Raw genomic sequence first — 22,234 nt, forward strand, 5'->3', positions numbered from 1 at the left:
TGGACAACTTGTGGGTGATCTGTGGATCAGTGGGTATTACCCAAAATTAAGATGGAAAGCGGGTCTTTGAGCTTCCCGATATATCCAAAAGGCACAGAGGCAAGCCGGTATTCTACCGAAATCCGTCCTTGACCTGTTTTATTGTGAGCGAGCACTAACAACAAGTAGACGCACACGGGTTCAAAAATATATTTTTCAGCGAGCAAAAAAAAAGCCCTGGGAGCAGCCAAAACCCATAAACCCCAGCAGGGTATGAGGGACTTTGGCGCCTTTGGGGAGTTCTTCAGGCCTGTCTCGAGGCCAGCCGCTACAGCGCGTCGAACCGGCCATGCAAGCCGGCCCACACGCTGATGCGACTCAACGCGAAGGCCGGATCAACGCGTATTGCGCCCACTCGCCGCGGCGAAACAGCACGTTGATGGCTTTGGTCTTGTCGATCTTCGCAAGCGCGGCTTCGAATTCCTTGACGCTGGTGACTTCCGAATTGGCAATCGCCACAATCACGTCGCCCTCTTTCAAGCCGGCGCGGGACGCGGCGGCTTCGGCCGTATCCACCTTGACGCCGCCCTTGATCTTCAGTTCCTTCTTCTGCGCATCGCTCACTTCGCTGACGACCAGGCCCAGGACCTGGGCGGGGCCGGCGACCGGCGGCTTGGGCTCGGCGCCCGACGCCTTGCGCACCGGTTTCTCGGGCTCGACTTCGCCGATGGTGACCGTGAGGTCCTTGCTCGCGCCGCGCCTGAAGACGGTCACCACAGCCTTGGTGCCGGGCTTCACATTGCCGACCATGCGCGGCAGGTCGCTGGATTTCTCGATGGCCTTGCCGTCGAACTTGATGATGATGTCGCCGGCCTCGATGCCGGCCTTTTCCGCGGGCGCGCCGCTTTCAACGCCGCGGACCAGCGCGCCCTGCGCCTTGCCCAGGCCTATGGATTCCGCCACCTCCTTGGTGACCTGGTCGATCTGCACGCCGATGCGGCCGCGCGTCACCTTGCCGGTGCTGCGCAGCTGGTCGGACACCCGCGCGGCTTCGTCGATGGGGATGGAGAAGGAGATGCCCTGGAAGCCGCCGGAGCGCGAGTAGATCTGGCTGTTGATGCCGACGACCTCGCCGCGCATGTTGATCAGCGGTCCGCCCGAATTGCCCGGGTTGATGGCCACGTCGGTCTGGATGAAGGGCAGGTAGTCGCCGGTGTCGCGCTGCTTGGCGCTCACGATGCCGGCGGTCACCGTGTTCTCCAGGCCGAAGGGCGAACCGATGGCCATGACCCATTCGCCCACCTTGAGGCGGTTGATGTCGCCGATCTTCACGGCCGGCAGGCCCGTCGCCTCGATCTTCACCACGGCCACGTCGCTGCGCTTGTCCGAGCCGATGATCTTGGCCTTGAATTCGCGCTTGTCCGTCAAGGTGACGAGGACCTCGTCGGCGCCCTCCACCACGTGGGCGTTGGTCATGACAAAGCCGTCCGCCGTCAGGATGAAGCCGGAGCCGACGCCGCGCGGCTGGTCTTCGTCGGGCTGGCCGCGGTCGGCCCGGGGAGCGCGCGGCATGTTGGGCGGAACGGGGATGCCGAAGCGTTTGAAGAACTCCAGCATCTGCTCGTCGGCCCCTCCGCCGGCGGTGGGCTTGGCCTTTTCCAGTGTGCGGATGTTGACCACCGACGGGCCCACCTGCTCCACCAGATCCGTGAAATCGGGCAATGTGCGGTTTTGCGCCCAGGCAGGCGCCGCGGGCGCCAGCGCAGCGACGGCAGCGGTGGCCACCAGGCCGGCGGCCAGGCAGGAGCGCAGGGGTTTCCAGGTCAGTTCAAGCATCGTCAGCCTCGTCATAAATGTTGGTCATCGGGCAATCAAACTCGTCGCCGGGCAGGGCTGCTCCGCAGCGCCCAGGCGTATTATTTCTTGCGCTCCAGGCCGTTGGCAAAGAGCTTGAGCGTGGACATGGGGACTTCACCCATGACGGTGACCCAGTAGGCGTCCAGCTGGCGCGTGATCGTCTGCGTGGCGCCCATGGAGAGGCTGGACTCCCTGTCGTGGCGCTGCCGGTCGAAGGGCTCCACAAAGATGGATACCGAAGCCAGGCCGTCGGAAAAAATCCATTGCAAGGGTTCTTCGCCGCCCGCCGGGTTGGCCGTTACCGGCCGCTTGTAGCAGCTCATGGGCTTGAAGCCCGCCACCGGCGCCTTGAGCAGCCAGCCCTCGGCGCTGGCGGTGGTTTTCACCAGCACCGGTTTTTCAACGCGGTAGCCTTCGACCTTGCCCATCATCTGGAGCAGCTTGTCCATTTTGACGGGGGCGTCGAGCTGCAACTCGGAAAACGCCGCCTGCTCCAGCACCTTGCCGTCGGTGTCCAGCGTCTGCAGCTTCACCACCAGGCCTTTTTTCTGTTCGGTCCAGACGCGGTAGCCGAAGCGCAAGCTGTCCTTGGGGACCAGCAGCACGATGTCGGCTTCGACGCCGGCCACGCGATCGGTGCCCTCCTGCTTGACCTTGTAGTAATCGGCGATGCGGCCGTCGGCCGATTGCAGCAGCTGCGGAAACATGCCCAGCGACTCGCGTTTTTCGCTGCGGACCACCTTGTGGTCGGGCATGAAGGTGACCACCTGGTCGTTGTGCCGGAAGATCGAGCGCGGCGCGCCGGTTAACGTTTCGACCCGCTCCATTTGCTGGTCGCCTTCACAGACATGCCATATCTTGGCGCTGGACATGGCGCCGCCCGACGAGACGACAAAGGTGCCGATATAAGAGCGCTTCCTGGAAGCCTCGTGCATGCGCATCAGCCAGTCGTTGATGCTGCGGGATTCCGCAGCGGCCGCCGGCGCGGGAGGCGAGGCCTGCGCCGCCATGTGAGTCACTGCGGGCAGCGCGCACCCCGCCAGGGCCAGAAGACGGAAAAATTTGAGATTCATGGTGTGGCCAAAGCCCGGTCGCGGCGCACCGCCTGCTCAACGTCCTGCATTCTGGGATGTCTCAAAGGTGGCGTTGCGCAAAAAGCCCGAGGGTTCCTGCAGGGCCGAGGTACCGCCCAGTTGCTTGTGCGCGGCCAGCAACTCCTCAAGCCGCGCATCGCGCACCATGGGGCCTTGCGGCGAAGCGACCACCACTTGCTGGGATGGCGTGGACACCTGGGCGAGTTGCGGCGCGGCCGCGGGCGACAACACGCTCGAGGCATTCCACGCGATCGCGGAAACCGCCGCGAGCGAGGCAAAACCCGCCACCAGTTTCCAGCGGAAATTGCCGTCGTTGGAAGCCTGGCCGCGCAGGGGCGTCAGGCCCGGGGTGGACTCATGAACAGCGGGTGGCAGGGGACGAAGCGGCACGGCCACCGCCGCTTCCTGCGCCAGGCGCCGGCTGAGGCGGCTCAAGAATGCCGGATCGGCGCCAAGCCCCCCTTCATCATGGGACGGGGATCGCAGCGCATCGCCGATCAGGTGATAGGTATCCCAGCAGGCCATCGCCGCATCATCGTGCCGGCTGGCGTGGAGCGCGGCCGCAAAGTCTTCCCCATCCAGTTGGCCATCGGCCAGGGCGGACATGAGTTCGCTGGTTTGCATAGACGGTTTCATGATGTTGGTGGTGCTCGTGGTGTTCGCGGATGAAGGGACTGCTGTGGCGGAGGGCTGGAAAATACCTGGTTTGATTTCTGGGTTCATGGATGGCTCCTGGTGCTGCGGCCTCACCAGCGCTTGCCGCTCTGGTTTTCCAGCAAGGGTTTCACCTTCTGCGAAATGGCTTCACGCGCCCTGAAAATCCGGGACCGCACCGTGCCTATGGGGCAATCCATGGCTTCCGAGATCTCTTCATAGCTCAAACCCTCGATTTCACGCAGGGTGATGGCCTGGCGGAGTTCCTCCGGCAAAGCGTCCATGGCGGCATTGATGATTTCCGCGATTTCCTTGCTGGCCAGCACGGCATCCGGCGTTTCCGCGCTTGTTAGTTCGTTTTCCAGCGGGGAAGTTTCATCGCTTTCGTCGCTTTGGCCGGATTTGAAGGAGTTTTCGGAGACGGTGGGGTCCCGTTTCATGTCCATCAACGCCTTTTTCGCGGTATTTACCGCGATCCGGTAGAGCCAGGTGTAGAACTGGGCCTCGCCCCTGAACTGCGCCAGCGCCCGGTAGGCCCGGATAAAGGTCTCCTGGGCGATGTCCTCCACCAGGTCCACGTCACGGACCATGCGGCCTATCAATCGCTGGATGCGCCGCTGGTACTTGATGACAAGCAGTTCATAGGCTTTCTGGTCGCCCGCGACCGTGCGCGCCACCAGCATGGCGTCGCTGTCGGTGGCTTTTTCAGCGGGCAAAGATGGCAGGTCGGCGCTCATGGATGGGTTGGCGTGCCGTCAGCAGGGTGCATAGGCCCTGATACTGCCACAGCCGGCTGCGGATCCGTGAGCAGCGTGTCGTGCGCCCAGGGCGCGGCAAGCGATTTGTGCGGCGAATAAACCGCCCGGCGCAGATCCAGCCAACGCGCGGGAAAGGCCCGCCGTTCCACCCAGAGCCACAAGCGCGCGTGGGCCTGGTTTTCGAGGCGGAGCAGCAAGGCATGCTGAAAATCACCCAAGACAGACAGCTCGTATTCGGCGACACCCGCCTGGTAACCCGGGCTTTCCCAGCGCCAGACCTCGCCATCCCATGCCAGCCGCCCTGCCGGGGCGTTTCGCCAGCCCATGTACGCCGCGGCACCGGCTGCGACGATGAGGACAAGCGCCAATGCGATGCGCCAATCCAGGTGCCGCACGCCCTGAAGAAACCAGAAAAGGGTCAGCAACACGCCGCAAACCCACAGTCCCAGCAGAAGCGCACCCAGAAAACGCGAACGCCCCAACGGATAAACAACCGGAGGGGCGTTGTGTGTGGTCAAGGCGTTGCGTGGCTGGCGAAGCGCTCGGGCGGCAACAAATCAGGCGCGCTTGAAAACCAGCGTGCCATTGGTGCCGCCAAAGCCGAAGTTGTTTTTTACCGCAACCTCGATCTTGGCGTCACGCGCGGTATTGGCGCAGTAATCGAGATCGCACGCGGGATCCTGGTTGAAGATGTTGATGGTCGGCGGAATCTTCTGGTGATAGAGCGACAACACCGTAAACACCGACTCGATGCCGCCGGCCCCGCCCAGCAGGTGGCCGGTCATCGATTTCGTGGAGCTGACCACGAGGTCCTTGGCGTGGCCGCCGAAAGCCGCCTTGATGGCGTTGGTTTCGTTCAGGTCGCCCAGCGGCGTAGACGTGCCATGCGCGTTGAGGTACTGGACTTCGTCGGCGTTGACGCCGGCGTTCTTCAAGGCCATCACCATCGAACGGCGCGGGCCGTCGACGTCGGGCGCTGTCATGTGGTACGCATCGGCGCTCATGCCGAAGCCGGTGACTTCGGCGTAAATTTTGGCGCCGCGCGCCTTGGCGTGTTCGTACTCTTCGAGCACAACCACGCCGCCGCCCTCGCCCAGCACAAAACCGTCCCGGTCTTTGTCCCAGGGGCGCGAGGCCGTTTTCGGGTCTTCGTTGCGGGTCGACAAGGCGCGTGCGGCCGCGAAGCCGCCTATGCCCAGCGGAGACACGCAGGATTCCGCGCCGCCGGCCACCATGACGTCGCAGTCACCATACTCGATCATGCGTGCGGACAGGCCGATCGCATGGAGGCCGGTTGTGCAGGCCGTGACGACCGCAATGTTGGGGCCCTTGAAGCCGAACTTGATGGACACATGCCCGGAGATCATGTTGATGATCGAGGCAGGCACAAAAAACGGGGAGATGCGGCGCGGGCCGCGGTTGACCAGCTCGGTGTGCATCTGCTCGATCATGGGCAAACCGCCTATGCCCGAGCCGATATTGCAGCCGATGCGCGTAGCCATCTCGTCGCCCAGCGCCTCGCCGGTCGGCAAGCCGCTGTCGGCGACCGCCTGGAAGGCCGCAGCCAAGCCCAGGTGGATGAACCGGTCCATGTGCCGGGCTTCTTTTTCGGGGATGTAATCCGCGATGTTGAAACCCTTGACCTCACCGGCGAATTTGCAGGCGAGGTTGCTGGCATCAAACCCGGTGACAAGGTCAATCCCGGGCGTCCCGGCAAGAAGATTGGCCCAGGACTCAGCCACGGTATTACCTACCGGGCTGACGCAACCCAGACCTGTCACGACGACACGACGACGGCTCATTCAGAAATCCTGAAAAGAACCTGAAAAGGCCCTGTGGCTTTTCAGGCTTGGTGACGGCTGAGTCACAGGTGAAAACCTGCGGACTTCAGGCCTTTTGATGGGTGTTCGCGTAGTCAATCGCGTTCTGGACGGTGGTGATCTTCTCGGCGTCTTCGTCGGGAATCTCAATGCCGAACTCGTCTTCCAGAGCCATAACCAGTTCTACGGTGTCAAGGGAGTCAGCGCCCAGATCAGCCACAAAGGCTTTTTCATTGGTGACCTGGCCTTCTTCCACGCCGAGTTGTTCGGCAATGATTTTCTTAACACGTGCTTCGATATCGCTCATAGTTCCCTCTGAGGGTTGTAAATTAATCCGTGATTTTACCGCGTTAGAGTCGTTTCCCTAAGCACCGCGCCGGACGGATAAAAACCGGCTTCGATTTCCTGTGTTTTACCACTGTCGACCCGTGGTTTTCATGAAACCTCGGGTTAACGGCCTCAAGGCCTACATATACATGCCGCCGTTGACGTGAATCTCCTGGCCGGTGATGTATCCCGCCTGCGGGCTGGCCACAAAGGCCACAGCGTGGGCAATGTCTTGCGGTTTGCCGAGATGGCCCAGCGGAATCTGCCCCAAAAGCGCTTTTTGCTGCTCTTCCGGCAAGCCGGCTGTCATGTCGGTCTCGATAAAGCCAGGCGCCACGCAATTGACCGTGATGTTGCGCGAGCCCAGTTCGCGCGCCAGCGCGCGCGTCATGCCGGCCACGCCGGCCTTGGCGGCCGCGTAATTGGATTGGCCCGCATTGCCCGAGGCGCCGACCACCGAGGTGATGCTGATGATGCGGCCGTAGCGCTGCTTCATCATGGTGCGCATCACGGCACGGCTCATGCGGAACACGGCCTTGAGGTTGGTGTCCAGCACCGCATCCCAGTCGTCGTCCTTCAGGCGCATCGCGAGCATGTCGCGCGTGATGCCCGCGTTGTTGACCAGCACCTGCAGCCCGCCGTGCTCCTTGACGATCGCGTCGATCAGCGCTTCGGCGGCGGCCGCGTCGTTCACGTTCAGGTTTTTTCCGGCACAGCCGGGGAAAGCCGCGAGGGTGTGGCTGATTTTGGCCGCCCCTTCATCGCTGGTCGCCGTACCTATGACTTTGAGGCCTTTCTGGGCCAGTTCCAGCGCGATGGCCGCGCCTATGCCGCGCGATGCGCCGGTGACCAGTGCGACATGGCCTTCAAATTTGACTTCGCTCATGCCAGTAACTCCTTAGCTTCGGCCAGTGAGGCCGGATCAAACAGGGGGATGCCCGTCAATTCGGGATCGATTCTTTTGGCCATGCCGGCCAGCACCTTGCCCGGCCCGCATTCGACCAGCGTCGTGAGGCCGCGCGACTTGATGGCCTGCACGCATTCCACCCAGCGAACCGGGCCAAAGGCCTGGCCGTACAGCGCCGCGCGAATACGGTCGGCGTCGGTCTCGACGGTGACCTCGATATTGTTGATAACCGGGATTTGCGGCGCCGCGAAATTCACGGCGGCCAGCTTTTCACGCAGTTTCTCGGCCGCGGGTTTCATCAGGCTGGAGTGGAAGGGAGCGGATACCGGCAGGGGCAAGGCGCGCTTGGCACCATTGGCCTTGAGCACTTCGCAGGCCTTCTCGACCGCCGCCTTGCTGCCGGCGATAACCGTCTGCATCGGGTCGTTGAAATTGACGGCCTCCACCACTTCCGAGGTGTTGGGCCCAAAGCTGCGCGCGGCTTCGGCGCAGCCTTCAATCACCTTGGAGGCTTCCATGCCCAGGATGGCCGCCATCGCGCCCACGCCGACGGGCACGGCGTCTTGCATGGCTTGCGCGCGAAAGCGCACCAGCGGCGCGGCTTGTGCGAGCGTCAGAACACCGGAAACCACCAGCGCGGAGTATTCGCCCAGCGAATGCCCCGCCACGGCGGCGGGCGCGATGCCGGTCTCGGCCATCCAGGCACGGTAAGCGGCGACACCGGCGACCAGCATGACGGGTTGCGTATTGGTGGTCAGGGCCAGCGCCTCCTTGGGGCCTTCCTTGATGAGACGACCGACGTCCTCGCCCAGCGCCTCGGAGGCTTCGGCCAAGGTCTGAGCGACCACGGGGTAGTCGCCCCAGGCATCCAGCATGCCGACCGACTGCGAGCCCTGGCCGGGAAAAACAATAGCAAACGATTTCAAATGATTACTCCATGGGTCGAATTCTTGGATCGCTGAAAAGCATCCGCCTGCATTTTAAGAACATGAATGATCATTTTTGAGATGCGGAGGGCTTGCCTCGCAGCCGCGCCAGCCCCCAAACGACGGCCGACTTGAGGCACTGAAAAATGGCCGCGACGGCCAGCCAGGGGTCGATGAGGTAGTCCCACAAATTGGTGGACTCCAGCGCGCCTGCCGCCCAGGCCAGCAGCGCCAGCGCCACCAGCACGGGCAACAGCCGAAAGCCTTTGGCCCAGCATGCCAGGGAGAGAACCAGAAGCACCGCCCAAAAACCCGGCGAGCCCCAGCCCAGCCGGTAGGCATCCCAGTCGCCCCAGCCCAGGGCCAGCGGGTACAAAAACAGGGCGCCGGCGGCAAAGACTACATTCACCAGTATGCGCTCGCGGCCGTCCACCAGGCTGGTACCCGACAGGCGCTGGTACATGCCCAGGCAGGCGATGGCCACCAGCGAAATGCTCAGGTCTGAACTGATGCCGCGCACATAGGCCACGATCGGCAAACGGGCCGGCCCCACCGGGCACCACAGCAGCACAAACACAGCGGCGGTCGCCCACTTGCTCCATGGCGTGACGCCGCGCCGCCAGCTCAGCAGGCGCAGGCACCCGGCGCTGAGCACCAGGTTGATGCCGAGCAAGGCAATCAGGTCATTTGCCGGAGGGAACATGGCCGGGTGCCGCTTGCGCGGCTTGAAGGGTTTGGGTTTGCAGGGGATCCAGCCGCACGTGCTTGATACGCGTGCGGTGCCAGGTGTAGACAAGGTGCAGGTAGCCGTCGCGGCTTTGCAGCAGGTAGGGATAGGAAAATTCCTGGGAGCAACTCTGCTCGCCGCATAGCTGCCGCCGCGCGCTGGCCACGTAGGCTTGGGCTTCGTCGTCGCGGGCGCCTCTGGCTTTGAGTTCCTGCGTCAGCAGGCGCTCGTAGTCGGCGGTGGACGTGCGCGCCTGCGGGTTGGCGGACGACTCCACCATCCACGGCGTCGCCCCGTCAAACGAGCCGCCCGCCGTGGTTTGCAGCAAGGCCAGCATTTCGCGGTTACGGGGCGCCGGGTTCAGGGCCACCCACTGCGCGCCGGTGTTCGTCACAGCACCCGCCAATGCGGAATCCGGATTGGGCCAGGCGCTTGCATGCGTCCGCGACCATGTCTTGCCTGCGTCGACGGTGTCAGAGGCCATCAGCGCCGTGGCATTGCCCGAGCGCATATAGACCTGCGCCTTTTCCGTCCCTGAAACCAATACCACCGGCTGCAGGCTGGTGCGGCTGCCGGGAATGCGGGTCTTGTCGACCACCTGGCCGAGTGCGTTGATGCGCAGGACTTCGCCGAACTTGGCGATGAACTCGTGGTACACCGGCAAACCGGTTTCGCCATTCTCAAAGCTGATGGGCGCGCCCTTGACGAGGGTGCTGATGTTCAGGAAAGGCGAGGTCACCAGCCTTCGCGGCTGGCTCCAGCTGGCGCCTTCATCAACAGAACGCGCCCAGGTGATGGAACTGCCCGCCCATCCGCCCAGCGAGACGTTGACCATCCACAGGCACAGCGAGCCGTCCGGCGCACGGGCAATCACCGGGTTGCCCAATTTCTTGACGTAGCGCCACAGGCCTTGCTGCAGGGTTTTCCGGTCGAACAGCGTGCCTTCCGGGGCCCAGCGCAAACCGGTGGAGTCCGTGACGGCGCTCTGGATGGTGACGTCGCCGGCGCCTTCGCGCGAACCCGAAAACCAGACCGCCCGCAAGCGGCCGTCGCGCAACTCCACGAGGGAGGCCGCATGCACGGCCTGGCCGGGGGAAGACGAGACAAATTGCGCGTCAAAACGGAAACGCCCATCCGGCGAGAGTTGTTGCCCCGGCAAACCGGCGCGTGCCGCGGGTTTGGCGGCCTCAATGGGGGTAACCGCAAAGGGGGAAACCGGCGGGCGCTGCAGAACTTTCCATCCGGCCAGGGCGAAAGCCAGCACCAGCAAGGCAGCTGCAAGGCGATCCCACGCACCGGACGGTTTGAAATTCAAGTGCCCACCTGTCTGTGAAAACCTGGCAGATGGATGGGAGCCACTCAGTATTTGAGCAGCACCGCACCCCAGGTAAAGCCGCCGCCCACGCCTTCGAGCATGAGGGTGTGGCCTTTTTGGATCTTGCCGCTGCGCACCGCCACATCCAGCGCGAGCGGGATGGAGGCGGCGGAGGTGTTTCCGTGCTGGTCGACCGTGACGATGAGCTTTTCGAGCGGCATCTTCAGCTTTTTGGCCGTGCTCTGCATGATGCGGATATTCGCCTGGTGCGGGATCAGCCAGTCAATGTCGGCGTCGGTCAAATTGGCTTTTGCCAGCGTGGCGCGCGCGGCACTTTCCAGTACGCCCACTGCCAGCTTGAACACGGCCTGGCCGTCCATCTTCAGGAGGGGATCGCCCAATATCTGGCCGCCCGACACGTTGCCGGGCACGCACAGGATGCCGACGTGCTTGCCGTCGGCATGCAGGTCGCTGGCAAGGATGCCGGGCGTGTCGGAGGCCTCAAGCACCACCGCACCCGCGCCGTCGCCGAACAGCACACAGGTGGTGCGGTCCGAAAAGTCCAGGATGCGCGAGAACACTTCGGCACCTATCACCAGCGCCTTGCTGGCCGAACCGGTGCGGATCATGGCGTCGGCCACGGTCAACGCATAGACAAATCCGCTGCACACGGCCTGCACGTCAAAGGCAGCACAACCGGCAATGCCCAGCTTGTTTTGCAGGATGCAGGCGGCGGATGGAAACACCATGTCCGGCGTCGAGGTCGCCACGATGATCAGGTCGATATCGAACGCCTGCAGGCCCGCGGCTTGCAAGGCATTTTTGGCGGCTTCCACGCCTAGGTCGCTGCTGGTAACGTCGGGCGCGGCAAAGTGGCGGGCCCGGATGCCGGTGCGCTCGACAATCCATTCGTCGGAGGTTTCCACGCCCCGGGTCGCCAGTTCGGCGGCCAGATCGGCGTTGGTCAGTCGGCGCGGCGGCAAATAACTACCGGTGCCTGTGATGCGTGAGTAACGGGTCATTAATGAGTGGCCGGTGTTGAAACTGCTGAGTCAACTGGCATTGAGGAGGCTTCTGCAGCTGCATCGGCGGACGGTGCCGCCTGCGCCGCGACCAGCAAAGGGGCCGCATGGGCAATGCGTTCGCGGACTCTCTCAAGCAAATTGTTCCGAGCCGCATCATAAGCCCGATTGAGGGCCGTCTCAAAAGCGAAGGCATCCGCCGAGCCGTGGCTCTTAAAGACCAAGCCTTGCAGGCCGAGCAAGGCGGCGCCGTTATAGCGCCTGTGGTCAACACGGTTTTTAAACGAATTTAGCACCGGATAAGCGATGATGGCCGCAATTTTTGTCAGAATGTTGCGAGAGAATTCAGCTTTCATGAAGCCACCTATCATGCTCGCAAGGCCTTCACTGGCTTTCAGCGCCACATTCCCCACAAAACCGTCACACACAACGATATCGGTCGTCCCTTTGAAAATGTCGTTGCCCTCGACATTTCCATAAAAATTCAGATCGCCGGAATTAGAAGCAGAACGCAACAATTCACCAGCTTTTTTGATGATTTCACTGCCTTTTATCGCCTCTTCGCCGATATTGAGCAGGCCGACGCTGGGCGTGGGGTTGCTGGTGATAGCCGCCACCAAAGCGGAACCCATCACGGCGAACTGCAACAGGTGGTCTTCGGTGCAATCCACGTTGGCCCCGAGATCCAGCACCGTGGTGGCGCCGCCCAGGGCATTGGGCAACTGGGTGGCAATGGCCGGGCGGTCTATGCCCTCGAGGGTCTTGAGTACGTAGCGGGCAATGGCCATCAAAGCGCCGGTATTGCCGGCCGACACCGCCGCTTGGGCCGCGCCATCCTTGACCTGGTTCATCGCGACCCGCATGGAGGAGTTTTTCTTGCGCCGCAAGGCGATCTCGATGGGATCGTCCATGGTGACGATCTCGCTGGCCGGAACAATCTGGCAGCGGGGATGTGCTTGCAGCCGGGCGTGCAGCGGATGCTCCGCCAGGACTTCGGGCTGGCCGACCAGCACCACTGCGGCATCCGGATGGCCGTCCAGGAAAGCCAGGCTGGCCGGCAGCGTGACGGCCGGGCCGATATCACCACCCATGGCATCGACAGCGATCCTGATCATGGGGCGACCGGTGCAGTCAAAATGAGGAATTCAGGCAAAAGAAAGGCCCGCAGGATGAGTGCGGGCCCATGCTTAAAGCGTGGAATTACGCTTCGGATTTGGTTTTCAGCACCTTGCGGCCACGGTAGAAACCGGTGGGGCTGATGTGGTGGCGCAGGTGAGTTTCACCCGTGGTGGATTCCACGGCAATGCCTGGCACGGTGAGTGCATTGTGCGAGCGGTGCATACCGCGCTTGGAAGGTGACTTTTTGTTCTGCTGTACGGCCATGTTCGGCTCCTGATGGGGTGTAAGGTTGGTAAATTACGCACCAAAATCCGAGTTCAGGCAGCGGGAGCTGCACCTGAATATCGGCTCGTGGCAGCCTGGGCGCCACGTCACCGTACTCACCGCATTGGTACGCGAAGCCTTTGATTATAGCTTGATGCGGAGGCATTTTCATCACAGCAGCTTCTGGCGGGCGAAATGCCCGTGGATTCACGGTTATCCGTCCACAAAAATTAATACAAAAATACTATTTTTTGGTTTTAAGCTGCGCCAGCGCAGCGAAGGGATTGGGTTTTTCAGCGGGGTCGCCTGCCGCGCCTGAATCCCCAAGATCACCCGCCTGAAGCTTGGGCGCGACCGGGCATTCCTCGTGCATGGGCACCAGCGGCAAGGCCATCAGCAACTCGTCCTCCAGCACCGCGAGCAGGTTGAATTGGGGCTCCATCACCAGCAAGTCCTCTTCGGACTGGTCGTCCTCGGCCATGGCGATGTCTTCAGTGGCCACAAAGCGATACCACTGGTCCACTTCCACCGGCGTTTCCACCACGCCCATGCAGCGCTGGCAGGTCAGCGGGACGGTAGCTTGGGCCTGCAGGTGCAGCCACACATCGTCGTCGGCGCCGGTACGCGGGCGCAACTCACCGAGGGCTTGCCACTTGACGATTGAATCGGCCTGCAAGCCTTGCGTCTCCTCGGCAAGGCGCTCCATCTTTTGTAGCGGAGTGGTTTCGTCAAGCGCCGTGCCCTCCTGGGCAAACGCTTTCATGTTGAGCCGGTTGGGCTGAAGGGATCTGGACATGGATGCAGTGTAAGAGAATCGGGGCATGACCCCTGCCCCCGATTCCATGACAAACCGACCCCTCGTGCTGGGCTCGACCTCACGCTACCGCCGCGAATTGCTGCAACGGCTGCACATCCCATTTGAGGTGGCCGCGCCTGACGTGGACGAAACGCCGCAGTCCGGCGAGGCCCCGCGCGCACTGGCCGAGCGCCTGGCCCTGGCCAAAGCCCGCGCAGTGGCAGCAACGTTTCCGGGTGCGGTCGTCATAGGCTCCGACCAGGTGGCCGACCTGGACGGGGAACCGCTCGGCAAGCCGGGTACCCATGAGAACGCCGTGGCCCAACTGCGCCGCATGCGCGGGCGCACCGTGATTTTCCAGACCGCCGTGGCCGTGGTCTGCCTCGAAAGCGGCTATGAGGCGCAAAGCCTGGCCCCGGTGAAGGTGAAGTTCCGCGACCTGAGCGACGACGAGATCGAACATTACCTGCGCATTGAGCAGCCCTACGACTGCGCCGGCAGCGCCAAAAGCGAAGGCCTGGGCATCGCGCTGCTGGAATCCATAGACAACGACGACCCGACGGCGCTGGTCGGCCTGCCGCTGATACGCACCTGCCGGATGATCCAGGCGGCGGGCGTGAAGCTGCTCTCGGGAGGCCGGCCATGAGCGCCGCCGCCAAAGGCAAGCTCTACCTCGTCCCCGCGCCGCTGGATTTCGGCTGCGACGTGCAGGCTCCGCTGCAGGACGTCATGCCCTTGCAGACGCTGCAGATCGCGTCGCGGCTGTCCTGCTGGATCTGCGAAAACGCCAAAAGCACGCGCGCCTACCTCAAGCGTATCGACGCGTTGCACCCGCTAGTCGCGCCGCTGCAGTCGCAGCAGATTCAGGAGTTGCCGCGCGAGGTCCACAAGAAGGGCGACCACAGCGGCAACTTCGACGCGCGCCCCCTGTTGATGGCCGCGACGGAGGGCCGCGACATGGGCCTGGTCAGCGAAGCCGGCATGCCGGCGATTGCCGACCCGGGCTCCTCCGTGGTGCGCGCGGCGCACGACCTGGGCCTGGAAGTCGTTCCGCTCACCGGCCCGATGTCGCTGATGCTGGCGCTGGCCGCCAGCGGCCTCAACGGCCAGAGCTTCGCATTTGCAGGCTACGTGCCGCAAACGCCGGCCGAGCGGGTGCAGCGCCTGCGCGAGCTGGAATCGCTGGCGCTGAAGTCCGGCCAGACCCAGCTCTTCATCGAAACGCCCTACCGCAATGCCGCCCTGTTCCAGTCACTGCTGCAGACGCTGCAGGGCAACACCCGGCTGGCGCTGAGTTGCGGCCTGACCATGGGCACGGGCTGGTCGCGCAGTTCGCAGGTCAGCGTGTGGAAGCGCGACAAGCTGCAGGCACCGCTGGATTTGCCGACCGTGTTTGGCATAGGCCGCTAACAAACACCGCAGCGCTCACAAAAAAGCCCGCATGACGCGGGCTTTTTAACGGAGGCATCGGATTCGCTCAACGCAACGCAGGAATCGCCTTGAAGGCCTTCATCGCGCCCTCACCCATGGCCGCGCCGAACTTCTTGGCCAGGCGTTCGGCCACGTTGTCGCGGCGCGTGTAGTCGATGATCTCGTCGGTTTTGACGACTTCGCGCGCGACGTAGTCGAGGTTGCCGAGCTGGTCGGCCAGGCCGAGTTCCACGGCCTGCTGGCCGCTCCAGAACAGGCCGCTGAACATTTCAGGCGTTTCCTTCAGGCGCTTGCCGCGGCCGGCTTTGACCACTGCAATGAATTGCTGGTGAATCTGGTCCAGCATGGCCTGCGCAAACGCGCGCTGTTTTTCGCTTTGCGGGCTGAAAGGATCCAGGAAACCCTTGTTCTCGCCGGCGGTCAGCAGGCGGCGCTCCACGCCCAGCTTGTCCATCAGGCCGGTAAAACCAAAGCCGTCCATCAGCACGCCAATGCTGCCGACGATGCTGGCCTTGTCGACGTAAATCTTGTCGGCCGAGACGGCGATGTAATACGCGGCGGAGGCGCAGGTTTCTTCCACCACGGCATAGACCGGCTTCTTGTGCTTGGCCTTCAGGCGCAGGATTTCATCGTTCATCATGCCGGCCTGCACGGGGCTGCCGCCGGGCGAATTGATCAGCAACACGATGGCCTTGGCGCCGTCGTCTTCAAAAGCGGCACGCAGCGCCGCGTTGACGAATTCGGCGCTGGCGTCGGCGCCCGCGGCGATCTCGCCCTTGATTTCCACCACGGCCGTATGCGGAACCGTCGCGTCGCTGGCAGGTGTGCCGCGATGCAGTGCCATCCAGACCAGGGCGACAAAAAAGGCCAGCCAGGCCAGCCGCACAAAAGTCTTCCAGCGGCGTGTGGCCTTTTGCTCGTTGAGCGAGGCGAAGGCCAGCTTCTCCAGCGTCGCGCGCTCCCAGCCGGGGGTGGCGGAAGGGTCAGCGGCGGATTTTTTGGCTTGCGCGTAAGGCGGAAGGGACTCGGGCTGGTTGGGCCGGAAATCCGATTCGCGCAGCAAATCAGGATCGGTGGAAGGCTCGGTGCGGTGGGGATCGTTCATGTGCAATAGTTTAGAGAGGTATTAGAACTGTAGCGGTTTAAGGTTGTAAGCAGAATGCCAATAAACAACCCCGTCGGCCTCTGAAAGCGCGATTTTGATCAGGCCTCCCTGGCAGGGCCCGCCGGCGCATTGGCCGGTATCCGGGCGGTAGGCGGCGCCATGGCTGGCGCACAGCAGCCACTGGCCCTGGTCGTCAAACACCCGGTTGGGCTGCCAGTCCAGTTCCATCGCGACGTGGCTGCAGCGGTTGAGATAGGCGTGGACCAAACCCTCGAAACGCACCGCAAAAGCGCGGCAGGTCTGACCGGCGTAAACCACATCGAACGGCACGGCCAGCCCGCCGTCAAGCAGGTCGCGGCTGTTGCACAGGGCTAGCCGTTCGTCCATGGCTTCAACGTCCGAAATCAGCCATGGGCCAGCAGCCAGTCATGCAGTTCCTGCACCGAGTGCGCCACGTGGCGCGGCGACAGCACGGCAAAGGTATCGGGTTCGTGCGCGCCGTAGCTCACGCCCACGCTGGGGCAGCGGGCATTGACGGCCATCTGCAGGTCGTGGGTGGTGTCGCCCACCATCAGCACGCGTTCGGGCGCCACGCCCAACTCCGCCATCAGCTCATGCAGCATAAGCGGGTCGGGCTTGCCGGCCGTCTCGTCGGCCGTGCGCGAGCTATCGAACACGCCCTTGAGCTCCACCGTGCGCAACACCTCGTCGAGGCCGCGGCGCGACTTGCCGGTGGCCACCGCGAGCAGGTGGCCGCGCGCCTTCAGCGCGTCCAGCAGGGGCAGCACGCCGTCGAACAGGCTCAGGTCGTCGTAATGCGCGGCGTAGTGGTGGCGGTAGCGCTCGCCAAGTTGGGGGTATTTTTCAGGCGGCACGTCGGGCGCGGCCTGGGCCAGCGCCTGCATCAGGCCCAGGCCGATGACGTAGCCGGCGTCCTTGTCCGTCGGCACCGTGCCGCCCACGTCGCGCACGGCGGACTGGATGCAACGCACGATGATTTTGGTCGAATCAAACAGCGTGCCGTCCCAGTCAAAGGCGATCAGGTCGAAATTTCGGGTTTGCATATCGGCTTATTGTCGCCGGGGCCGGTGCTCCCCTGCTGCCGCACGGCTGTTAAGCCACGTCCTCGGGCGCCGCCGGCAAAAACTGCTGCAGCTCGGGCGGCAAAGGCGCCTGCAGGTGCACCACCTTGCGCAGTTTGGGATGGTTGAACTTCAGGCTCCAGGCATGCAGAAACATGCGTTTGAGCGGTGTGGCACCGGCCGCGCTTTTCTGCAGCGCCCGGTTCAGCTCGAAGTCGCCGTATTTGTCGTCGCCGGCAATCGGGTGCCCTTCATTGGACAGGTGCACGCGGATCTGGTGCGTGCGGCCGGTCTTGATGGTCACTTCCAGCAGGGTGAAAGGCGTTGCCGGGGCCAGCCGGCTGGCGGGAACGGCCGCCTTGACCTTGACCAGCGTCACCGAGCGCATGCCGTCGGGGTGGTCGTTGTCGACCACTTTCACGCGGCGTTCGCCATCGGGCAGCAGATACTTGTGCAGCGCCTTGTCGATGACGCGGTGGTTGGCGGGCCAGGCGCCGCCGACCAGCGCCAGGTAGACCTTGTCGGTTTCGCGCTCCCGGAACTGCTCCTGCAGCAGCTTGAGCGCCATGCGCCGCTTGGCGATCAGCAAAATGCCGCTGGTTTCGCGGTCAAGCCGGTGCACCAGTTCCAGGAAGTCGGCCTCGGGCCGCGCCATGCGCAGCTGCTCGATCACGCCAAAGCTCACGCCGCTGCCGCCGTGCACGGCCACGCCGGCCGGTTTGTCGATGGCCAGCACAAAATCGTCTTCAAACAGGATGGGGAATTCGCGGGACGGCGCGTAGCCGCCCGTGGTGGAACTGGCGCCATGCCGGGCGATTTCCTGGGCCATGGCCTCGGCCTTCTGCCCGGCCCGCTCCGAGGTGCGCACCGGCGGCAGGCGCACCACGTCGCCGGTCTCCACCCGCGTGTCGGCCTGCGCCCTGCCCTTGTTCACCCGCACTTCGCCGCTGCGGATGATGCGGTAAACGTGGGTTTTGGGCACGCCCTTGAGCTGGCGGATCAGGAAATTGTCCAGCCGCTGGCCGGCGTAGTCCTCATCCACCGTCACCAGCGTGGCCTGGGGCGCTGCCGGGGCCGGCGCCTGGAAAATGGGTGCAGCCGGCGTGGGCGCGGACACGGCCGCGGACGCCCATACCGGTGTTTTCCCGGGTTTCCTTGCCAAGCCCTTTGCTGACCCTATAATGTGTTTCACTAGCGATGCGCTGTAAGTGGTTGATTTGTCTGGAGTTTAGTCCACACAAGTCCCCGGCCCTGAAAAGGCAAGCAAGCAGCCTCGCTGGAAGGTCGATGCCCACGCCGGCAATTGCCCGCAAGCGACGAGTGCCAGGCACCTCGCGGCGAGCGTCTTTGCACGGTGGACGAGTCGACGTTTTGCGAACACAACCACGGAATACCATGTGTGCAGCCCAAGTCATGAACAACAGGCTGCGCACGGATCCTGCCGAGATCAAGTCCTTAACGGGTAGCCCACTGATGACAATACTGGTCAGTCTGATTTACATATGCCTGCGGCGCCTCACGACATTCGTGGGCCCTGCTTTCGGCATGAATCAGCCGCCGGCCTTTGTACAGTGGGCGCAAGCAGCCGCGCTTTGCGCGGCACCCACCCGTTTGACCCCTGCTCGCTCCATCCACGCGCCTACGCCCAGACCACGTCGCTGACCGGTTCATTCCGGTCGGCCGCGCGCCGTCAAAAGCTCTCCGGCAATTCCTCCACGTTCGCACTGCGTCCCTCCGGCGTCGTTGGCCCATTTTGGGCATGTGATTGATGTTCGAGACACGACATCAAAACGAAGAACGATAAGGAAGGCTACCCATGAAACGGATGCTGGTAAACGCCACTCAGGCTGAAGAACGCCGCCTGGCGATCGTCGACGGACAAAAACTCCTCGACTACGAAATTGAAATCGAAGGGCGCGAACAGCGCAAGGGCAACATCTACAAGGCCGTCGTCACGCGCGTCGAGCCTTCGCTGGAAGCCTGCTTCGTCGACTACGGCGAAGACCGCCACGGCTTCCTGCCGTTCAAGGAAATCTCCAAGCAATACTTTGCGCAGGGCGTGCCCGTCAACCAGGCACGCATCAACGACGTGATCAAGGAAGGCCAGGAACTGCTGGTCCAGGTGGAAAAGGAAGAACGCGGCAACAAGGGCGCGGCCCTCACCACCTTCGTTTCCCTGGCCGGCCGCTATGTGGTCCTGATGCCCAACAACCCGCGCGGCGGTGGCGTGAGCCGCCGTATCGAAGGCGAAGACCGGGCCGAACTCAAAGAGAACATGGACCAGTTGGAATATCCCAACGGGATGTCCATCATCGCGCGCACCGCCGGCATCGGCCGCAGCGCGCCTGAGCTGCAGTGGGACCTGAACTACCTGCTCAAGCTCTGGACCGCCATCGACGGCGCCGGCAAGGGCGGCAAGGGCGCCTTCCTGATTTACCAGGAATCCAGCCTCGTGATCCGCGCGATCCGCGACTACTTCAACAGCGACATCGGCGACATCCTCTTCGACACCGACGACGTCTATGAGCAGGCCCGCCAGTTCATGGCCCACGTGATGCCCGAGCACGAGCACCGCGTCAAGCGCTACCGCGACGACGCCCCTCTGTTCAGCCGCTTCCAGATCGAGCACCAGATCGAGTCGGCCTACGCCCGCACCGTGCAGCTGCCTTCCGGCGGCGCCATCGTGATCGACCACACCGAAGCCCTGGTTTCGGTCGACGTCAACTCGGCCCGCGCCATCAAGGGCGGCGACATTGAAGAAACCGCCACCCGCACCAACCTCGAAGCCGCCGACGAAGTCGCGCGCCAGATGCGTTTGCGCGACCTGGGCGGCCTGATCGTCATCGACTTTATCGACATGGAAGAGTCGCGCAACCGCCGCGACGTGGAAAACCGCCTGCGCGACGCGCTGCGCCAGGACCGCGCCCGCGTGCAGTTCGGCACCATCAGCAAGTTCGGCCTCATGGAAATGAGCCGCCAGCGCTTGCGCCCGGCCCTGTCCGAAGGCGCGTCGATTCCCTGCCCGCGTTGCGGCGGCTCCGGCCACATCCGCGACACCGAGAGCTCGGCGCTGCAGATCCTGCGCATCATCCAGGAAGAGTCCCTCAAGGACAGCACGGCCTCGGTGCTGTGCCAGGTCCCGGTCGACGTGGCTTCCTTCCTGCTCAACGAAAAGCGCTCCGAGATCGCAAAGATCGAAGTCAAGCAGCGCATCAACGTGCTGCTGGTGCCCAACAAGACGCTGGAAACCCCCAACTACCGCCTGGAACGCCTGAAGCACGACGACCCGCGCCTGGACAACATCGCCGCCAGCTACAAGATGGCCGACGAAATTGAAGACCCGACCACCGTCACGCGCCGCAGCCAGGAAAAGCACAACAAGCAGGAGCCCATCATCAAGGGCGTTCTGCCCGATGCGCCCGCCCCCGTGGCCCCGCCCAAGCCGGAACCCGTTGCGCAAGCTGCGCACAAGCCCGCTGCCCGTCCCGCCCCCGTGGCTGCGGCGGCGCCTGCAGAAAAGGGCTTCTTCGGCTGGATCAAGAGCCTGCTCGGCGGCGGCGAAGCGCCGGCCCCGGCGCCTGTTGCCAAGGAAGTGAAAAAAGACGAACGCGGCGAAGGCCGGCGTGAAGGCCGTGGCGGTGAAGGCCGCAATGGCGAGCGCGGTGAGCGTTCCGAACGCGGCGGCCGTGACGGCCGGCGCGGCGGCCGCAGCCGCGGCGAAGGTCGCGGCGAAGGCCGTGGTGCTGAAGGCCGCGGCGAAGGCCGTGAAGCACGCCCTGAAGGCCAAGGCCGTGGTGAACGTGGCGAAGGCCGCGGCGGCGAGCGCCGCGAACGCAACGCCGAAGGCCGCCAGGAACGCCCGGCCGGTGAAGCCCGCGCTGAAGGCGCCGTCGACCAGCCACGCGGCGAGACCCCCAACCGTGAAGGCCGCGAAGGCGGCCGCAACCGCCGTGAGCGTGGCGGTGAACGCGGCGGCGAGCGCGGTGAACGCATCCAGCGCGACCCCGTCGAGCAGGACCTCGCACTGGCCAACCAGGCCGCCATGGCAGCCGCCGTGGGCGGTGACGCCGCCGAGCCGCGCCAGGAACGCGCGCCCCAGGACGGCGAACGCCAGGGCAACCGCGAGCCGCGTGGTGAACGTGGAGAACGCGGTGAGGGCCGCCGTGAACGCGGCGACCGCAACGGACGCCGTGGCGACCGCCGCGGTGCGGACCGCCCCGAAGGCGCCGAAGGCCAGAACGCCCCCGCCGAAGGCGCGGTCGGCTTCAACCCCGATGCCGCCCCGGCAGCTCCCGTGCTCGACGAAGCCGGCAATGTGGTCGCCCCTGAACAAAATGCCCAGGGTGACGAGCAGCGCCAGCCGCGCGAACGCCGCAGCCGCGACCGCTACGGCCGTGACCGCCGCGAACGCGGTGAAAGCGGTGAACGCAGCGAGCAGCAGCAGCCTGCTGAAGGCAGCGCCGACGCCGGCCAGGCCGGGTTCGCGGAGCCCCAGCAGCAGCCCCAACGGGAAGAGCGGCAGCCACGGGAAGAGCGCCAGGCACGCGAAGAGCGTGCACCGGCAGCCGCTGAATTTGCGGCACCCGCAGCCGCGGTGACGCCCTCGGCGCCCTTCGTGCCTGCACCAGCACCGGCTCCCGCCTACACGGCCCCTGTGGCTGTTGCCGCTCCGGCGCCTGCACCTGTCGTGGCAGCCCCTGCGCCCGCACCGGTCCAGGCTGCCGTACCGGCGCCCGCACCCGTGGCTGCAAGCCTGCCCAAGGTTGCGTCTTACGACTTGCCCCTGGACCAACTGGCCCAGGTGGCCCAGTCCTCAGGCCTGCAATGGGTAAATTCGGATGCGGCCAAGATCGCCGAAGTCCAGGCCGCCATCGCGGCCGAAGCCAAGCCGGTGCACGTGCCGCGCGAGCGCCCGCCCGTGGCGGTGTCCGATGAAGGCCCGCTGGTGCTGGTAGAGACCAAGCGCGACCTGGGCGCCATGCCTCTGCCCTTCGAGAAATCGGCCGGACAGTAAGCCCCTTTTTCAGCCGCTGAGCGGTTGATCTCCCAAA

General features: G+C 64.0%; 22 protein-coding genes. 3 read left to right on the plus strand and 19 right to left on the minus strand.

Features of this window, described 5'->3' with window-relative positions; genetic code table 11:
• Positions 1–357 precede the first annotated feature (357 nt).
• The 15 genes from ACLV8F_RS21600 to ACLV8F_RS21670 form a co-directional block, all read right to left on the minus strand.
• The gene (locus ACLV8F_RS21600) at positions 358–1,815 is read right to left on the minus strand and encodes a DegQ family serine endoprotease (RefSeq protein WP_411886256.1); all 1,458 of its coding nucleotides are present in this window, start codon (positions 1,813–1,815) and stop codon (positions 358–360) included.
• 80 nt (positions 1,816–1,895) lie between these two features.
• The gene (locus tag ACLV8F_RS21605; protein ID WP_411886257.1) at positions 1,896–2,909 is read right to left on the minus strand and encodes a MucB/RseB C-terminal domain-containing protein; all 1,014 of its coding nucleotides are present in this window, start codon (positions 2,907–2,909) and stop codon (positions 1,896–1,898) included.
• A gap of 36 nt (positions 2,910–2,945) precedes the next feature.
• Positions 2,946–3,653 (minus strand): sigma-E factor negative regulatory protein, encoded by a 708-nt coding sequence (locus ACLV8F_RS21610; protein WP_411886258.1) that lies wholly within the window; start codon positions 3,651–3,653, stop codon positions 2,946–2,948.
• Between the two features lie 23 nt (positions 3,654–3,676).
• Positions 3,677–4,321 carry an RNA polymerase sigma factor RpoE gene (rpoE, locus tag ACLV8F_RS21615; protein ID WP_411886259.1) on the minus strand — a complete coding sequence of 215 codons (645 nt, stop codon included), beginning with the start codon at positions 4,319–4,321 and terminating at the stop codon, positions 3,677–3,679.
• On the minus strand, positions 4,318–4,860 hold the full coding sequence (locus ACLV8F_RS21620) for a hypothetical protein (protein ID WP_411886260.1): 543 nt from the start codon (positions 4,858–4,860) through the stop codon (positions 4,318–4,320). The genes rpoE and ACLV8F_RS21620 overlap by 4 nt, the downstream gene beginning before the upstream one ends.
• 39 nt (positions 4,861–4,899) lie before the next feature.
• Complete coding sequence (gene fabF, locus ACLV8F_RS21625) at positions 4,900–6,144, minus strand: beta-ketoacyl-ACP synthase II (RefSeq protein WP_411886261.1); 1,245 nt, start codon at positions 6,142–6,144, stop codon at positions 4,900–4,902.
• An 85-nt stretch (positions 6,145–6,229) separates the two neighbouring features.
• Entirely contained in the window at positions 6,230–6,469 is a 240-nt protein-coding gene (gene acpP / locus ACLV8F_RS21630) for an acyl carrier protein (RefSeq protein ID WP_007873885.1), read from the minus strand.
• 159 nt (positions 6,470–6,628) lie between these two features.
• On the minus strand, positions 6,629–7,375 hold the full coding sequence (gene fabG / locus ACLV8F_RS21635; protein ID WP_411886262.1) for a 3-oxoacyl-ACP reductase FabG: 747 nt from the start codon (positions 7,373–7,375) through the stop codon (positions 6,629–6,631).
• Complete coding sequence (gene fabD / locus ACLV8F_RS21640) at positions 7,372–8,322, minus strand: ACP S-malonyltransferase (protein ID WP_411886263.1); 951 nt, start codon at positions 8,320–8,322, stop codon at positions 7,372–7,374. The genes fabG and fabD overlap by 4 nt, the downstream gene beginning before the upstream one ends.
• A gap of 70 nt (positions 8,323–8,392) precedes the next feature.
• Positions 8,393–9,025: a hypothetical protein gene (locus ACLV8F_RS21645; RefSeq protein WP_411886264.1), complete on the minus strand. Its 633-nt coding sequence runs from the start codon at positions 9,023–9,025 to the stop codon at positions 8,393–8,395.
• Positions 9,006–10,364 carry an exo-alpha-sialidase gene (locus tag ACLV8F_RS21650; RefSeq protein ID WP_411886265.1) on the minus strand — a complete coding sequence of 453 codons (1,359 nt, stop codon included), beginning with the start codon at positions 10,362–10,364 and terminating at the stop codon, positions 9,006–9,008. The genes ACLV8F_RS21645 and ACLV8F_RS21650 overlap by 20 nt, the downstream gene beginning before the upstream one ends.
• A gap of 44 nt (positions 10,365–10,408) precedes the next feature.
• Entirely contained in the window at positions 10,409–11,386 is a 978-nt protein-coding gene (locus ACLV8F_RS21655) for a beta-ketoacyl-ACP synthase III (RefSeq protein WP_411886266.1), read from the minus strand.
• Entirely contained in the window at positions 11,386–12,501 is a 1,116-nt protein-coding gene (plsX, locus tag ACLV8F_RS21660) for a phosphate acyltransferase PlsX (RefSeq protein WP_411886267.1), read from the minus strand. Before plsX ends, ACLV8F_RS21655 begins: the two co-directional genes overlap by 1 nt.
• A gap of 85 nt (positions 12,502–12,586) precedes the next feature.
• The gene (gene rpmF / locus ACLV8F_RS21665) at positions 12,587–12,769 is read right to left on the minus strand and encodes a 50S ribosomal protein L32 (RefSeq protein ID WP_007873878.1); all 183 of its coding nucleotides are present in this window, start codon (positions 12,767–12,769) and stop codon (positions 12,587–12,589) included.
• 244 nt (positions 12,770–13,013) lie between these two features.
• Entirely contained in the window at positions 13,014–13,565 is a 552-nt protein-coding gene (locus ACLV8F_RS21670) for a YceD family protein (protein ID WP_411886268.1), read from the minus strand.
• Between the two features lie 46 nt (positions 13,566–13,611).
• On the opposite strand from ACLV8F_RS21670, the gene ACLV8F_RS21675 reads away from it, so the two are divergent.
• Positions 13,612–14,211 carry a Maf family nucleotide pyrophosphatase gene (locus tag ACLV8F_RS21675; protein ID WP_411886269.1) on the plus strand — a complete coding sequence of 200 codons (600 nt, stop codon included), beginning with the start codon at positions 13,612–13,614 and terminating at the stop codon, positions 14,209–14,211.
• The gene (locus tag ACLV8F_RS21680; RefSeq protein WP_411886270.1) at positions 14,208–14,975 is read left to right on the plus strand and encodes an SAM-dependent methyltransferase; all 768 of its coding nucleotides are present in this window, start codon (positions 14,208–14,210) and stop codon (positions 14,973–14,975) included. Before ACLV8F_RS21675 ends, ACLV8F_RS21680 begins: the two co-directional genes overlap by 4 nt.
• 67 nt (positions 14,976–15,042) lie before the next feature.
• On the opposite strand, the gene ACLV8F_RS21685 is transcribed toward ACLV8F_RS21680, so the two are convergent.
• The 4 genes from ACLV8F_RS21685 to ACLV8F_RS21700 are packed head-to-tail and all read right to left on the minus strand — an operon-like array spanning position 15,043 to position 18,345.
• The gene (locus ACLV8F_RS21685) at positions 15,043–16,101 is read right to left on the minus strand and encodes a S49 family peptidase (protein WP_411886271.1); all 1,059 of its coding nucleotides are present in this window, start codon (positions 16,099–16,101) and stop codon (positions 15,043–15,045) included.
• Positions 16,102–16,122: 21 nt separating this feature from the next.
• Entirely contained in the window at positions 16,123–16,488 is a 366-nt protein-coding gene (locus ACLV8F_RS21690; protein ID WP_411886272.1) for a Rieske (2Fe-2S) protein, read from the minus strand.
• 17 nt (positions 16,489–16,505) lie between these two features.
• Positions 16,506–17,165, minus strand: coding sequence for an HAD family hydrolase (locus ACLV8F_RS21695; protein ID WP_411886273.1), 660 nt, complete (start codon positions 17,163–17,165; stop codon positions 16,506–16,508).
• A gap of 49 nt (positions 17,166–17,214) precedes the next feature.
• Complete coding sequence (locus ACLV8F_RS21700) at positions 17,215–18,345, minus strand: RluA family pseudouridine synthase (RefSeq protein ID WP_411886274.1); 1,131 nt, start codon at positions 18,343–18,345, stop codon at positions 17,215–17,217.
• A gap of 654 nt (positions 18,346–18,999) precedes the next feature.
• On the opposite strand from ACLV8F_RS21700, the gene ACLV8F_RS21705 reads away from it, so the two are divergent.
• The gene (locus tag ACLV8F_RS21705; protein ID WP_411886275.1) at positions 19,000–22,197 is read left to right on the plus strand and encodes an Rne/Rng family ribonuclease; all 3,198 of its coding nucleotides are present in this window, start codon (positions 19,000–19,002) and stop codon (positions 22,195–22,197) included.
• Positions 22,198–22,234 lie beyond the last annotated feature (37 nt).

Origin of the sequence: Polaromonas sp. YR568 (assembly GCF_943369675.1) — a bacterium.
Classification (GTDB): Bacteria; Pseudomonadota; Gammaproteobacteria; order Burkholderiales; family Burkholderiaceae_C; genus Polaromonas.

Bases quoted from the DNA above. Each gene is read 5' to 3' on its own strand.
- ACLV8F_RS21600 (WP_411886256.1), bottom strand. From the start codon at position 1,815: ATGCTTGAACTGACCTGGAAACCCCTGCGCTCCTGCCTGGCCGCCGGC.
- ACLV8F_RS21605 (WP_411886257.1), bottom strand. From the start codon at position 2,909: ATGAATCTCAAATTTTTCCGTCTTCTGGCCCTGGCGGGGTGCGCGCTG.
- ACLV8F_RS21610 (WP_411886258.1), bottom strand. From the start codon at position 3,653: ATGAACCCAGAAATCAAACCAGGTATTTTCCAGCCCTCCGCCACAGCA.
- rpoE (WP_411886259.1), bottom strand. From the start codon at position 4,321: ATGAGCGCCGACCTGCCATCTTTGCCCGCTGAAAAAGCCACCGACAGC.
- fabF (WP_411886261.1), bottom strand. From the start codon at position 6,144: ATGAGCCGTCGTCGTGTCGTCGTGACAGGTCTGGGTTGCGTCAGCCCG.
- acpP (WP_007873885.1), bottom strand. From the start codon at position 6,469: ATGAGCGATATCGAAGCACGTGTTAAGAAAATCATTGCCGAACAACTC.
- fabG (WP_411886262.1), bottom strand. From the start codon at position 7,375: ATGAGCGAAGTCAAATTTGAAGGCCATGTCGCACTGGTCACCGGCGCA.
- ACLV8F_RS21645 (WP_411886264.1), bottom strand. From the start codon at position 9,025: ATGTTCCCTCCGGCAAATGACCTGATTGCCTTGCTCGGCATCAACCTG.
- ACLV8F_RS21655 (WP_411886266.1), bottom strand. From the start codon at position 11,386: ATGACCCGTTACTCACGCATCACAGGCACCGGTAGTTATTTGCCGCCG.
- plsX (WP_411886267.1), bottom strand. From the start codon at position 12,501: ATGATCAGGATCGCTGTCGATGCCATGGGTGGTGATATCGGCCCGGCC.
- rpmF (WP_007873878.1), bottom strand. From the start codon at position 12,769: ATGGCCGTACAGCAGAACAAAAAGTCACCTTCCAAGCGCGGTATGCAC.
- ACLV8F_RS21670 (WP_411886268.1), bottom strand. From the start codon at position 13,565: ATGTCCAGATCCCTTCAGCCCAACCGGCTCAACATGAAAGCGTTTGCC.
- ACLV8F_RS21675 (WP_411886269.1), top strand. From the start codon at position 13,612: ATGACAAACCGACCCCTCGTGCTGGGCTCGACCTCACGCTACCGCCGC.
- ACLV8F_RS21680 (WP_411886270.1), top strand. From the start codon at position 14,208: ATGAGCGCCGCCGCCAAAGGCAAGCTCTACCTCGTCCCCGCGCCGCTG.
- ACLV8F_RS21685 (WP_411886271.1), bottom strand. From the start codon at position 16,101: ATGAACGATCCCCACCGCACCGAGCCTTCCACCGATCCTGATTTGCTG.
- ACLV8F_RS21690 (WP_411886272.1), bottom strand. From the start codon at position 16,488: ATGGACGAACGGCTAGCCCTGTGCAACAGCCGCGACCTGCTTGACGGC.
- ACLV8F_RS21695 (WP_411886273.1), bottom strand. From the start codon at position 17,165: ATGCAAACCCGAAATTTCGACCTGATCGCCTTTGACTGGGACGGCACG.
- ACLV8F_RS21705 (WP_411886275.1), top strand. From the start codon at position 19,000: ATGAAACGGATGCTGGTAAACGCCACTCAGGCTGAAGAACGCCGCCTG.